Genomic DNA, 13454 nt, shown 5'->3' with positions numbered 1-13454 from the left:
CAGCCCCTGCATCACCCGCGCCACGATCAGCACCTCAGGACCGGTCGCCAGCCCGCCCGCCAACGACGCCAGCCCCAACACCGCCAGACCGCCCAAAAACAGCCGCCGCCGCCCGAACAGATCCGCGACCCGCCCGAACAACAGCGTGAAACCCGCCGCGCACAACGCGAACGCCGTCGCGATCCACTGCAGATTCCCCAGCGAGAACCCCAGCCCCCGCCCGATCACCGGCAACGCCACGTTCAGGATCGAGAAATCCACCGCCAGCATGAACTGCGCCACCAGCAACACCACCAACGTCAACCGCATCCGCGACGACAACCCACCCGAACCACCACCACCCCCCGCACCAGACCCCACCGACCCCTCCACCACACCATCCACAACAGACATGAGATCCCCTTCGAGACGCTGAGATTCCGGGACGCCGAAACGCCGGGAGACGTCGACGGAAGGAATCCTGCGGCCGGGGCCGGGAGCTACCCAGACCCCAGAACCGACTCGCCTGGCGCTGACGGGCCTGGCCCTGGGTGGTCAGATCCTGACCACCCAGGGCGGGAAGGAGACGGACCCCGCGCCCGTTGGACGGAGAGCACGGTCCATCGCACCGGACTCACGGGAGGGACACCCCATGCCTGACTTCTCCGAGCTGAGCGACTTCCTGCGCAGCCGCCGAGCCGCTCTCACCCCCGAGGAGATCGGGCTGCCGCAGTTCGCGGAGCGCCGCCGGGTGCCCGGTCTGCGCCGCGAAGAGGTGGCGCTGGCGGCCGGCCTGAGCGTCACCCACTACACCCGGCTGGAACAGGGCCGCACGGTCCAGGTGTCCGACGCGGTCCTGGACGCCATCGCCCGCACCCTGCGGCTGACGCCGGACGAGTACAGCCATCTGATGGACCTGGCCCGGCCGGAGACGGCCACCTCCCGGCGCGCCCAGCCGCCGCGTGCCGCCTGCGCCGACCACGGGGTCCGCCAGCTCATCGACACCTTCGCCGACACCCCCGCCCTGGTCCTGGACCGGCACAACGACATCCTCGCCTGGAACGCCATGGGGCACCTGCTGCTCGCCATGCACCTGGACTTCGACGCGCCCGAACACCCGTCGCGGCGGCCGAACCTGACCCGGATGCTCTTCCTCGACGAACGCACCCGGGACCTGTACCCGCAGTGGCACGAGGAGGCGCAGCTCGCGGTGGCCTCCCTGCGGCTGGTGGCCGGCCGCTATCCCCAGGACAAGCAGCTCGCCGAGCTGGTCGGCGAACTCATCCTGAACAGCGAGGAGTTCGCGCAGCGTTGGGCCCGGCATCCGGTGCGGACCTGTGTCGCCGGCACCAAGGAGATGGTCCATCCGCTGGCGGGTGCCATGGAGTTGTCGTTCCAGAGCCTGCTGGTGCCGGGCGCGGCGGGCCAGCGCATGATCGCCTACACGGCCCGCGTCGGCACCGAGTCCGAGGCGGCCCTGCGCCTGCTCTCCTCCACCCTCCAGGTACCGGAGGCGGGCATCGGCACCCCCGTCCGCTGACCCCGCCCGCCGCCCCTGTCCTCTCCCGTCCGCTCCGTTCTCCTCCCGCCTCCTCCCGTCTTCTCCCTTACAACCCCGGCAAGTTGCCGAAGCCGCCGGTCGTACGCCCGTATCCCTCGGGCCACGGCGACGGGCCGGGCTAACGTCGCCGCGCGGTGACACCCCGCCCGGCCGGCCGCACCCCCCGCCGCCGGCCGGCCGGGGACCCATCGGTCACCGCGGGCGGCCCCGCACACCCTCGCGCCTGTCCGCGCGGTACGGCCGCCCTCCGTCGCGAGCCCCGCGCATCGCACCGGTGCGCCGCGGCCGAGGAGGACATATGCCCCTGGCACTGCTGGCCCTGGCCATAGGCGCGTTCGGGATCGGCACCACGGAGTTCGTGGCCACCGGCATCCTGCCGCAGGTGGCCGACACCTTCGGGGTGTCGATCCCGTCGGCGGGTTATCTGGTCACCTGTTACGCGGTCGGCGTGGTCGTCGGCGCCCCGGTGACGACGCTGCTGGGCACCCGGATGCCCAGGAAGACCATGCTCGCCCTGCTGATGGGCGTCTTCACGGCCGGCAACCTGCTCTGCGCGGCGGCACCGGACTTCGCGCTGCTGCTCGCCGGCCGGGTGCTGGCCTCCTTCGCGCACGGCGCCTTCTTCGGCATCGGCTCGGTCGTGGCGGCCGGTCTGGTGGCACCGCACCGCCGGGCCTCGGCGATCTCCCTGATGTTCAGCGGACTGACCATCGCCAACGTTGCCGGGGTCCCGCTGGGGACGCTGGTCGGCCAGACGGCCGGGTGGCGGGTCACCTTCGTCCTGATCGCCGCGCTCGGTGTCCTGGGTGTCGCGGGGGTGCTCTGCTTCGTCCCCGGGGACCGGCGCCCCGAGGCGTCCGGCGTCGCCGGGGAGGCCGCCGCGCTCCGCGACCCACAGGTGATCCTCGCGATGCTGATGACCGTCCTCGGGTTCGGCGGAGTCTTCGCCGCCGTCACCTATATCGCGCCGATCCTGACCGATGTCGCCTCGTTCTCCGCGTCCTCGGTCTCCTGGCTCCTGGTGGTCTTCGGCTGCGGACTGGTGCTGGGCAACATCGTCGGCGGCCGGCTGGCCGACCGCCGGCTGATGCCGATGCTCGCCACCGCGCTGTCCCTGCTCGGGGCGACCCTGCTGGCCTTCTCCCTCGCGGCTTCCCACCAGGCCGCCGCGGTGGTCCTGATCTTCCTGATCGGCTTCTTCGGCTTCGCCACCGTGCCGCCCCTGCAGAAGCGGGTGCTGGACAACGCGGCCGGGGCGCCCACCCTGGCGTCCTCCCTGAACATCGGCGCCTTCAACCTCGGCAACGCCATCGCCGCCTGGCTCGGCGGCCTCACCATCGACGCCGGGTACGGCTACGCCTCCGCGAGCGCCGTGGGCGCGGCCATGGCGGCTGCCGCGGTCCTGGTCGCCCTGGTCTCCGTCCGCCTCGACACTCGCAGGGGCCGCGGAGCGGTCGTCCCCGCCGGAGAGCCCCTGACCGGGAGGCCCTTGCCCGAGGACGCCCTGGACCCGGCCTCCTGAGCACCGAAGCAACGGCCGGGGCCGCCACCCCCCACAGGAGAGGCCCCGGCCGTCGCGCGGCACGGGCCGCGCGGCGGCCCGTACTCTGTTCAGCGCCATGAGTGCGTTTTCTGTCACACCCCACGGCGTCACGAGTTAGTTGCACTTTGTACGGACGTGGACGGCGAGCGGTTTCAGGTCGTAACGTGCACTTCGCGCCGGGCCGCGGAGGACGCATGACCACCGCAACGATCTGCGGTCCCGAACACCGAGACCATCAATTGAGGAACCACGACGGCGAGGACCTCGCCCGCGACAGCGGCGCCGGTTCGGGCCCAAAGTAGGGAACACACGGGTGCTGGGGGACGACGCGGAGTTGACCGCCGCGGTACGTGCTGCACAGGACGGGGACGAGACCGCGTTCCGCATCGTCTATCGCGCGGTCCAGCCCCGCCTGCTCGGATACGTCCGCACGCTGGTCGGCGATCCGGACGCCGAGGACGTCGCCTCCGAGGCCTGGCTGCAGATCGCCCGTGACCTCGACCGGTTCAGCGGCGACGCGGACCGGTTCCGCGGCTGGGCCGCCCGGATCGCCCGCAACCGCGCCCTCGACCACATACGGATGCGCGGCCGTCGCCCCGCGATCGGCGGCGACGAGACGGAGCTGACCGGCCGGGCCGCCGAGTCGGACACGGCCGGCGAGGCCATCGAGGCGCTGACCACCGACCACACCCTCGCCCTCATCGCCCGGCTGCCGCAGGACCAGGCCGAGGCGGTCGTCCTCAGGGTCGTCATGGGCCTCGACGCCAAGACCGCCGCCGAGACCCTCGGCAAGCGCGCCGGCGCGGTACGGACGGCGGCCCACCGGGGGCTGAAGAAACTCGCGGAGCTCCTCGGCGCAGACCCCGACGCGGCAGGGGTCCTCGACGCGCTGCCGCCCCAGCGAGAACCGAATGCTCGTGCGGTGACGTCCGCGAGTGTGACGCATACGCGTTCGCGGACGCAGAAGGACATGTGATGGCCGACGAGCGGTACAAGTGGCTGAACCGGGTGACGGCGGAACGTCTGCTGCGCGGTGAGTCGCTCGAAGCTGTCGACGCCTCCGCCCGTGACCAGGCAGAACGCCTCGCCGACACGCTCGGCGCGCTCTCCGTGCGGGCGACGCAGGCCGTCGCCGAACTCCCCGGTGAGGAAGCCGCACTGGCTGCCTTCCGCAAAGCGCGCGAATCGGCCGAGGACGCGCGGACCGCCGAGGCCGCACGCACCGGTGCCGCCGCGCGACCGGGCAGGCGGGCCGCCGACGCGGGCCTCTTCCGGATCGGCGCCGGCTCCCGGCCGTCCCGGGTCCCGGGCTGGGCCCGCCCCGCACGGCTCGGCCTCGCCGCCGCGCTGACCGCCGGCATGCTCGGCGGGGTCGCGGTGGCCGCCGGCACCGGGGTCCTGCCGACGCCGTTCGACGACAACCACCCGGGACCTGCCGTCTCCGTCTCGGCCGCCGGCACCCCGGCCCGCCCCGACGGCTCCTCCTCGCCCGAGTCCCTGCTCGGCGGCGAGACCGGCACGCCCTCCTCCGCGGCCACGCCCGGCGGATCGGGGCGGCCCACGCCCGACCCGTCCGGCAAGTCGAAGGAGCGGGACACCCGTTCGCCCGGCATCGCGGTCGGCGGGTGGAGCGGTGCGCTGACCTCCTGCCGCGCGATCCGGAACGGCCAGCCCCTGGGCACCGACCGCAGGCGCGCCCTGGAGGGCCTGGCGGGCGGCGCCGGCCGGGTGGACAGGTTCTGCAAGGCCGTCCTCGGCGCCGGACTGGACGGCAAGGACGGCGCCTCCCGCGACGGCAAGGGCGGCGACACCGGCGACAACGGCCAGGGCGGCAAGACCGACGGCCAGGGCGACAACAACGGCCCGGGCGACGACGACGGCTGGCCGGGCGGAGCCACCGGCGGCAAGGGCGGCGGCAAGAGCGGCGGCAAGGGCAACGACCACCACCAGGACGGCGTTGCCACCCCCGCCCCGACCGCCTTCACGCCCCTGCTGCCCAACCGGCCCAGTGCCTCGCCCAACCCCACGTACAGCGCACTTTGACCTTTACGCACCGCTGTGACCTGCGGTTTTGAAAGTCCCTGAACTTTTTTCCCGCAGGGTGTGACGTTTTCGGCGGCGAGGGCGCAGTACAGAGTGAGCCGACTGGTCATCGGCCGTCGCACAGAGCCGGGGTTCCCCCCGTACCCGTGGCTCGTGCATCGGCGCGGGCGGGACACGTTCCCCCGGTCCCGCCCGCGCCCCGCACGTCACCCGCTCACGCGTTCACCAGGACACGACGACCTTGTCGCCGTTCCGCACCTGCCCGAACAGATCCGCGATCGCCGCCTCGTCCCGCACGTTGACGCATCCGTGCGAGCCGCCCGCGTAGCCCCGGGCCGCGAAGTCGTAGGAGTAGTGCACCGCCTGGCCGCCGCTGAAGAACATCGCGTACGGCATCGACGAGTGGTAGAGCGTCGACACATGGTGGCGGGACTTCCAGTAGACATGGAACACACCCTCACGGGTCGGGGTGTACTGCGCCCCGAACCGCACCGACATCGTCGACACCGTGCGCCCGTCGATCATCCAGCGCAGCGTCCGGCTGGTCTTGCTGATGCACAGCACCCGCCCGGTCAGACACCGCGGGTCGGGCGCGGCGGCCGGCTGACCGCCCATCAGGTACAGCTCCCACTTCCCCGGCCGGTGCGTCATCCGGACCAGCCGCCGCCAGGTCACCGCGTCCGTCTCGCCCGTCTGCGGCAGCCCGCGCTTGCCCTGGAAGCCCTGGACGGCCTGCGCGGTGAGGTCGTCGTAGGTCCCCGTCGGCCCGTCGAACAGCCAGGCGACCTGGCGCAGCCGGGCCTGGAGCTCCCGGACGCCGGTGCCGGTGTCGCCGCGGGTGTACACGATGTGCGGCGGGACCGTCTCGACGGCGGACGGCGAGGGGGTGGGCGCGGCGGGCGCGGTCGGACCGGAGCCGGTGGGACCGGAGCCGGTGGGACCGGAAGCGGCGGGAGCGGCGGGCGTGGTGCCGACGGGTGTCGGGCTGTGCGGCAGGTCGATGTGGACGGGCGAGTGCCCCTTGGCGTCCCCGCCCGCCGGCTGCACCGTGCACCCGCACAGCACGGCCAGTGCGGCGGCCAGGACTCCCGAGTACCCCGAGACCTTCATGCCGAGGATGCTTCCCCGCATGACCGCCGCCGAACAAGAGGGCATCGTAGGAACCAACAGTCGTACCGGCATATCGGTATATCGGCGTACTGCGGAGGTCACCCGTCATGGCCCGTGAGTCGGAGTCCGGACTGCCCATCGAGCCGGTCTACGGCCCGGGGGACCTGGCGGGCTGGGACCCGGCCGGGAAACTCGGCGACCCGGGGTCGTACCCCTACACCCGGGGCGTCTACCCGACGATGTACACCGGCCGGCCCTGGACCATGCGCCAGTACGCGGGGTTCGGTACGGCCGCGGAGTCCAACGCCCGCTACCGGCAGCTCATCGCGCACGGCACCACCGGTCTCTCCGTCGCCTTCGACCTGCCCACCCAGATGGGCCACGACTCCGACGCGCCCCTCGCGCACGGCGAGGTCGGCAAGGTCGGCGTGGCGATCGACTCGGTCGACGACATGCGGGTGCTCTTCGCCGGGATCCCGCTGGACAGGGTGTCGACGTCGATGACGATCAACGCCCCGGCGGCCGTGCTGTTGCTGCTGTACCAGCTGGTGGCGGAGGAACAGGGCGTACCGGCGGCGGCCCTGACCGGCACGGTCCAGAACGACGTCCTCAAGGAGTACATCGCGCGGGGCACCTACATCTACCCGCCCAAGCCGTCCCTGCGGCTCACCGCGGACATCTTCGGCTACTGCCGGACCGTGATGCCGCGCTGGAACACCATCTCGATCTCCGGCTACCACATGGCCGAGGCCGGGGCGTCCCCCGCGCAGGAGATCGCCTTCACGCTCGCGGACGGCATCGAGTACGTGCGTACGGCGGTCGCGGCCGGCATGGACGTCGACGACTTCGCCCCGCGCCTGTCCTTCTTCTTCGTGGCCCGTACGACGCTCCTGGAGGAGGTCGCCAAGTTCCGTGCGGCGCGCCGGATCTGGGCGCGGGTGATGCGGGAGGAGTTCGGCGCGCGGGACCCCAGGTCGCTGATGCTGCGCTTCCACACCCAGACGGCCGGCGTCCAGCTGACGGCCCAGCAGCCGGAGGTGAACCTGGTGCGGGTGGCGGTCCAGGCCCTGGGCGCGGTCCTCGGCGGCACCCAGTCGCTGCACACCAACTCCTTCGACGAGGCGATCGCGCTCCCGACCGACAGGAGCGCACGCCTGGCCCTGCGCACCCAGCAGGTGCTGGCGTACGAGACCGACGTGCCGGCCACGGTGGACCCCTTCGCGGGTTCGTACGCCGTGGAGCGGATGACGGACGACGTGGAGGCGGCGGCCCTCGGCCTGATGCGGCGGGTCGAGGACCTCGGCGGCGCGGTGGCGGCGATCGAGCACGGCTTCCAGAAGGGCGAGATCGAACGGAACGCCTACCGCATCGCGCAGGAGACCGACGCGGGGGACCGGGTGGTGGTCGGCGTCAACCGCTTCCGGCTGGACGAGGAGGAACCGTACGAGCCGCTGCGGGTCGACCCGGCCATCGAATCCCGGCAGGCCGAGCGCCTCGCCCGGTTGCGCGCCGACCGCGACCGGGCGGCCGTAGCCGCGGCCCTCACCGCCCTGAAGAAGGCCGCCGGGGGCGACGACAACGTCCTCCCCCCGATGAAGGAGGCGCTGCGGGCACGGGCCACGGTGGGGGAGGTGTGCAACGCGCTGCGCGAGGTGTGGGGGGTGTACGTCCCGGCGGACGCGTTCTGACGGCGACGGCGACGGCGACGGCGACGGCGTTGTCGGACCCGCGTGCGAGACTACGTCTCATGTTCGGCGTCATCGATCTCCCCACCTATCTGGCAGGACTCGTCCTCATCGTCCTGCTGCCCGGCCCCAACTCCCTCTACGTGCTGTCCGTCGCCGCCCGGCAGGGGATCCGGGCCGGTTACACCGCCGCCGCGGGCGTGTGGTGCGGGGACACCGTGCTGATGACGCTGTCGGCGGCCGGGGTGGCCTCGCTGCTCAAGGCCAACGCCGTGCTGTTCGGGATCGTGAAGTACGCGGGCGCCGGCTATCTCACCTGGCTGGCGATAGGCATGCTGCGCGCGGCCTGGACGATGTGGCGGTCGAGGAAGCAGCAGGCGGCGGAGGAGGCTCCGCCGGCGGTCGCCGCGGCACAGGAGCGGCCCTACCGCCGGGCCCTGGTGATCAGCCTCTTCAACCCGAAGGCGATCCTGTTCTTCATCGCCTTCTTCGTGCAGTTCGTGTCAGAGTCCAACCCGATCGTGGGGTTCGTAACTCTGGGCGTACTCGCCCAGTTGGCAAGCGTGTTGTACCTGTCTGCGCTCATCTTCGGTGGGTCTCGTCTGGCTGCTGCGTTCCGACGTCGGAGGAGGCTCAGCGCGGGGGCTACCTCGGCCGCCGGGGTGCTCTTCCTCGGCTTCGCCGTCAAGCTGTCTTTGGCAAGCGTGTAGGGGGCTGGCATGTCTCACCTTGACGATGCTGCGGCCCTGTTCGCCCGGATGAGCGTCCAGGAGCAGCAAGAGGCGCTAGGAGCCCTCGGCCTACCCAAGAGGCTTCCGAAGGAGTCCCAAGAGCCACCCAAGGTCACCCCGTTCTCTGCCCTTGCCAGCACGCCCAGCAGGCGGAAGCGGCAGCCCCTCACCGTGAAGGCCGTGAGTAGCCCTGAGGTCCTTTAGGCCCCGCCTTGGGCGTCCAACTCCCCCGACCGCAAGACGTGCGTGCCCATACCTTTCTCGGACCGCGTGAGCCCCTGCGCCTCCACCTGTCGGTTTACCCGACCACGCGAATATTGGCGCTGCCGCATAGACGGGCCTGTCGGCCCCTCGTACCGTCGTAGCCACCGGGCCCCAACAGGGGCCAATCACAAGGGGGTTTCGGCATGGCGCACGAGGAACTGACCCGACTGACCGGCAACGGAAACGGCACTTGCGGAAAGGACGACTGCCCGAACGTCTACCGCACCGCAGACGGCTCTTTCGTCGTACAGGGCGACCTTTCCCAGGCGTTCACGCCGCCCGAGGGCGAAGGGCTTGTAGAGATCCCCGAAAGCGTGCTGAGGGAGGCCGTTCGTGTTCTTGGCTGGTGAGGAATGGGCGGCACGCTTCGAAGGCTTTCAGCGGGAGGCGTGGAGGCTTGAGACCCTGCCCCAATATCTCATGCCGCAGGAAGAAGAAGAGTTCCAGGCGTTCAGGGCGGGGGCCCGAATCGACCCCCACGCTGTGTCAAATGAGTACACCGACCGGCTGCGCCGACAAGTCGCAGAGGGGCGCACTCAGGGGCGCGTGCATATCGTGACGCGTCCGCTATCGGACTATCTGCAATTCGAGTTCGCGCAGTATTACGCGCCCCATGCCCTGGCGGGTGAGCGTATCCGCATTCTCGACGTGACCGACCGGGACAACCCCCTGGCCGGCGTTCAGGACTTCTGGATGTTCGACCGTGCCGAAGTGGTGCTGATGAATTACCACCCGGACGGAAGGCAGATCAATCGGGAAGTCTACGAAGGGGACGTAGCTGCGTTCATCGAATACCAGCGGATCGCGGTAGCCGAGTCGGTGCCTCTTGAGGAGTACGTGAAGGGCATTGACGTTTGAGCCCGAGAGGCTAGGTCAATTAAGGTCTGACCTAGCGGAAGCCCTGAGAGGCCAGCGCAAGCGAGCCGGGAAAACGCAAACCTGGCTCGCTCGCCGCTGCAACATGTCTCAAACCAAGGTAAGTAACATCGAGGGCGGCAAGCTCACGCCCTCTCTTGTCGACGTTGAATTGATTCTGGAAGCTCTCGGAGCCGATAGCCCCATTGCGGCCGAGATACTTTCGTTGGCCAGGTCGGCCAACACGGAGTGGCAAGACCACTGGTCGTCTCGTCGCCGAGGCTTGGACAAGAAACAGAACGAGCTAGCGAGACTCGAAGCGGTCTCGACAGAGTTCCGATTCTTCCTGCTCTCTATGATCACAGGACTTCTCGCCACACCCGAATACGTACGTGCGAGCATCGCCGATGTTCCCGGCGACCAGTCGAAGACCATTGCGAAGAAGCTGGAGCGGCAACAGGTTCTTTACGACGATTCGAAGTCGTTCACCTTCGTTCTCACCGAACAAGCGGTCAGGTGGCCGCTACTGCCCCCAATGGCCATGGCTATGCAACTCGACCGGCTTGCGTCCGTCTCCCGCCTTCCGAACGTTCGCCTGGGGGTGATCCCCTTGGGTGGTCACATTCCAGAGAGGCCGCTGAACACATTCACGCTCTATGATCGCCGCCTAGCCACCGTAGAAACTGGCACGGGCGCCCTGATATTGCGTGACCACAGAGACGTGACGGCTTATCTCGGGGACTTCGAGACCTACGAGCGATACGCAGTATTCGGCGACGACTGTCGAGCCCTCTTGGCTGAGTGGTCCGTGATCTTTGCCCGACAACGCAAATAAAACGCCTAGCCCTGCGCCCCTCTTGGCACCATGACGTGACAGCCATGGAGCCGAGGGGCGATCGATGCTGGAGCACAAGCCGCACGCCGAATCCCGATCCGGACCTGTAGCAAGGATTCCCGGACTCGAACCGGTCGGGGTCGAGGGGTGCATGACGTGCGCCGCTCTGTCGCGGTCCCGTGAAGTTGCCCGTGACGCGGATGTACCCGAAGCGGTGGCCTCGGCTAGTCGCGAGATCAGCAACCATCCCCATTCGGCGGTGGGCGACGGCCGAACGCTTCCCGTGGCGACCGTGTGGGGGGTATCGGCATGACGAAGCCTCACCCGTACCCCGGTCCAACGGTGGAACTTCCCCTAGACGATTGGCTGTACGAAGCGAAGCCGCGTGAGGGATGCGCACAGTGCGCCTCGGCCCTGGCCGAGCTGGAGGCAGCGAAGAAGTCCCGCAACGCGTCCGACCGCTTCGAAGCGGCCCGGAAGATCAGGCAGTGCAAGCATGGCGGTTCGGGGTGACACAAGCCCCCGAACGCCCGGAGAAGCCTCGGGCCGGCCGAAGGCCGTACGACCCCGGACCGCTTACCTTCCTTCAGTGGCTCGACTCGATCTCGACCGTGTGCGCAGCGTGCTTCGGTCATGGGCTGGTGTGGTGCCCGCACTGCGCGGGCTTCGGGGGTTGCCCTGTCTGTCGCCACACGGAGAAGGTCCCTTGCCCGGAGTGCGCGGGCGGGAGTCTCGATGGCCATAGGTGGTAGGGCACCGGATCAGGCCGCGACTGCAATAACAGAGCCTGCCATTTTCTGTGAGAGATTCAGAGCGGCGCGGTTTTCCATTGTGAAACGAGCCCAGTAAGCGTTTCTGGCCCTTCGGGTGTTCTCTTCGCGGCTCACTACGTCAAGGTGAGCGGGATTCCAGCACGCTCGGTTTCGGCACCAATGATCCACGGTCATCCCCTCCGGAATGAATCCACCGGACGCCTTCAAGCCCTCCCGATGGACGTAATACTGTATGCCGTTGGCCGTGAAACGGCCGTAACCGTCCGGAGTCGTGTACTGCATCCACTCGAAGCAGCCGCCCTCAACTTCGGGCCAGATGAGAGACCGGGAGCGCAGGTAATTGAGGACGGCGGTCTTGTTGGTCATGTCGAGGAACGGCTTCACAGAGATTCCTTTGGATTCTAGGAGGGCGGGTTTCGGTCGCATGGCACAGCACTGAGAAGAGTAAAAAGAACTACGGGAGCGGGATCAAACCCGCTCCCGTAACCGTCGGGTACTTAGCTAGCAGCAGCCTTAACGATCTGAGCCGAAGAAGCCTCGGCCAGAGAGACACCAGCAATACGCATGGTCAGCTTGAAACCAACCTGGTCGGAGTCAAATCGAGCGTCTTCGCTCACCTTGATCGTTGCATTCCGGCGGACGCCAACCATGATGCGCGAACCATCCGCGACCACAACCGTCTTGGGCGGAAGGAACGCACTCGACATGATCGGCAGCCCCCAAGCGGTGGAAGCCGGAGAATCGGTCGGGGCGCCCGACTGATAAATTCCCGACCCGGCAGCCTTCTCCTTACGGAGAGCCGCAGCCATATCTACGGAAGCCCACACAACCGAAGGGGTTCCGTTCAGGGCCTCGATGCGCGCCACGGCGTCCGCAAGGTCGTCGTAGGTAACGGTGACCTTGCCGCTCCCGAGAGTGGTCGAGACACCCTGCGCGAGAATTCCCTTAACCGGGTTGGTGCCGGAACCGGTGAATGCATCGTTATCGAACTTCAGCGATGCGTCACGAAGAAGGTTGTTAGCAATCGAATTGCGCAGATCAATCGCGGAGTCTTCCAGAATCTCAGTGCTGGCCCACTGGATACGGCCGATCTTCTTCGCGCTGAACTTGACCTCACCCCAGACCATGTCCCCCTCGGGAATGGCTTCGCCTTCCTCGACGTAGTCGGCACCCGTCGAAGAGATAAGCTGCGGGACAGAGAAGGTCGCAGAGCTGAAAGGAACGATGCTCTCAGCCGGAAGACCACGAAGGAACGTCGACTTAGCCTTCAGGGCGTCGATGTACTTCGTAGCAGTCTGAGCCGGCACGGTGTAGCCGCCATCGCTCGGAACGCTCTCGGCCACCAGGGCGCGGTACTCACTGAGCGACGGCATCAGGGCCCGCCAGGAGTCTTCATCGCGACTGGGGGTAGCCCCGGGCATCAGGGCGCCAACTCCGTTGGCCAGGGCGCGAACTTCAGCCTCACGCTCGCCACGCTCGACCGCGTCTCGGGCCTCGGCCTCAAGCCGATTGATATCTCGGTCCATGCGCTTGACGCGCTCGCGCTTCTCGGCCTGGCTGAGCTTGTTGTCAGCCTCAACGGAGCGAAGCTCCGTGATCAGCTTCGCGCGCTCGTCGAGCGCAGCATTTGCCATGGCGGCATAGTTTTGGGCGAGGTCGGGCATTTGTGATCCCTTCATCGGTTAGGAGCTGGGGGCATGCAAAAGGCGCCCAACACCCGAATGGGTGGGGCGCCTAGGTTCAAGGGCGGATCAAGTGCCGTTCCTAGAACGGTGAAATATGAGAGTTCCGAAGCTCGACCCGCTCAACGAAACGCATCCTGCGGCGAATCCGTCGCGCCAGCGTTCGGCATTCGTCAGAGCAGTACATGGCAGGACGGCCGGGGTCGTACTCGGTAGCAAACCTGTTTTCGCAAGCGTGGCAGTGCAGGGTGACAAGTTGGCTCATGATGTTTTCTCCTTCGAGGGATGGTGGGGCGCAAGTATCAGCAGGGGATACGCGAAACGGCCCGACTCATGGCCAGCATTGGAAATGCCATGAGCCGGGCCGCTTGCGAAGCACCGCCCGGCGCCCTA

General features: G+C 68.5%; 13 protein-coding genes. 9 read left to right on the top strand and 4 right to left on the bottom strand.

Going from position 1 to position 13454, the window contains the following annotated elements:
• Nucleotides 1–309 (bottom strand): MFS transporter (locus ACGF5O_RS14080; protein WP_393810150.1); only part of this gene is annotated, 309 nt, incomplete at its 3' end.
• A gap of 322 nt (nucleotides 310–631) precedes the next feature.
• On the opposite strand from ACGF5O_RS14080, the gene ACGF5O_RS14075 reads away from it, so the two are divergent.
• From ACGF5O_RS14075 to ACGF5O_RS14060, 4 genes are all read left to right on the top strand, one after another.
• Nucleotides 632–1519: a helix-turn-helix transcriptional regulator gene (locus ACGF5O_RS14075; RefSeq protein ID WP_362594851.1), complete on the top strand. Its 888-nt coding sequence runs from the start codon at nucleotides 632–634 to the stop codon at nucleotides 1517–1519.
• A gap of 319 nt (nucleotides 1520–1838) precedes the next feature.
• Nucleotides 1839–3062: an MFS transporter gene (locus tag ACGF5O_RS14070; protein ID WP_393810112.1), complete on the top strand. Its 1224-nt coding sequence runs from the start codon at nucleotides 1839–1841 to the stop codon at nucleotides 3060–3062.
• A 334-nt stretch (nucleotides 3063–3396) separates the two neighbouring features.
• Nucleotides 3397–4059: an RNA polymerase sigma factor gene (locus ACGF5O_RS14065; RefSeq protein WP_393810111.1), complete on the top strand. Its 663-nt coding sequence runs from the start codon at nucleotides 3397–3399 to the stop codon at nucleotides 4057–4059.
• Complete coding sequence (locus ACGF5O_RS14060; protein ID WP_393810110.1) at nucleotides 4059–5126, top strand: hypothetical protein; 1068 nt, start codon at nucleotides 4059–4061, stop codon at nucleotides 5124–5126. The genes ACGF5O_RS14065 and ACGF5O_RS14060 overlap by 1 nt, the downstream gene beginning before the upstream one ends.
• A gap of 222 nt (nucleotides 5127–5348) precedes the next feature.
• Here the strand turns inward: ACGF5O_RS14060 and ACGF5O_RS14055 are convergent, their stop codons facing one another.
• Entirely contained in the window at nucleotides 5349–6236 is an 888-nt protein-coding gene (locus ACGF5O_RS14055) for a L,D-transpeptidase family protein (protein ID WP_393810109.1), read from the bottom strand.
• Nucleotides 6237–6343: 107 nt separating this feature from the next.
• Here ACGF5O_RS14055 and ACGF5O_RS14050 point away from each other — a divergent pair, with 107 nt between their 5' ends.
• From ACGF5O_RS14050 to ACGF5O_RS14030, 5 genes are all read left to right on the top strand, one after another.
• Nucleotides 6344–7924 carry a methylmalonyl-CoA mutase gene (locus ACGF5O_RS14050; RefSeq protein WP_393810108.1) on the top strand — a complete coding sequence of 527 codons (1581 nt, stop codon included), beginning with the start codon at nucleotides 6344–6346 and terminating at the stop codon, nucleotides 7922–7924.
• 59 nt (nucleotides 7925–7983) lie between these two features.
• The gene (leuE, locus tag ACGF5O_RS14045; protein ID WP_393810107.1) at nucleotides 7984–8631 is read left to right on the top strand and encodes a leucine efflux protein LeuE; all 648 of its coding nucleotides are present in this window, start codon (nucleotides 7984–7986) and stop codon (nucleotides 8629–8631) included.
• Nucleotides 8632–9059: 428 nt separating this feature from the next.
• A complete protein-coding gene (locus ACGF5O_RS14040) occupies nucleotides 9060–9266 on the top strand; it encodes a hypothetical protein (protein ID WP_393810106.1) in 207 nt (68 codons plus the stop codon).
• Nucleotides 9250–9774 (top strand): DUF6879 family protein, encoded by a 525-nt coding sequence (locus ACGF5O_RS14035; protein ID WP_393810105.1) that lies wholly within the window; start codon nucleotides 9250–9252, stop codon nucleotides 9772–9774. The genes ACGF5O_RS14040 and ACGF5O_RS14035 overlap by 17 nt, the downstream gene beginning before the upstream one ends.
• Nucleotides 9764–10606, top strand: coding sequence for a helix-turn-helix domain-containing protein (locus ACGF5O_RS14030; RefSeq protein WP_393810104.1), 843 nt, complete (start codon nucleotides 9764–9766; stop codon nucleotides 10604–10606). Before ACGF5O_RS14035 ends, ACGF5O_RS14030 begins: the two co-directional genes overlap by 11 nt.
• 761 nt (nucleotides 10607–11367) lie before the next feature.
• Here the strand turns inward: ACGF5O_RS14030 and ACGF5O_RS14025 are convergent.
• Both ACGF5O_RS14025 and ACGF5O_RS14020 read right to left on the bottom strand, forming a co-directional pair.
• Entirely contained in the window at nucleotides 11368–11763 is a 396-nt protein-coding gene (locus tag ACGF5O_RS14025) for an HNH endonuclease signature motif containing protein (protein WP_393810103.1), read from the bottom strand.
• Between the two features lie 113 nt (nucleotides 11764–11876).
• Nucleotides 11877–13043 (bottom strand): phage major capsid protein, encoded by a 1167-nt coding sequence (locus tag ACGF5O_RS14020; protein ID WP_393810102.1) that lies wholly within the window; start codon nucleotides 13041–13043, stop codon nucleotides 11877–11879.
• Between the last annotated feature and the right edge of the window lie 411 nt (nucleotides 13044–13454).

The sequence above is a fragment of the Streptomyces sp. NPDC048291 genome (assembly GCF_043201715.1).
Taxonomy (GTDB): Bacteria; Actinomycetota; Actinomycetes; order Streptomycetales; family Streptomycetaceae; genus Streptomyces.
The sequence above is the reverse complement of the archived record's forward strand: the minus strand, read 5'-3'. Positions and strand labels throughout refer to the sequence as shown.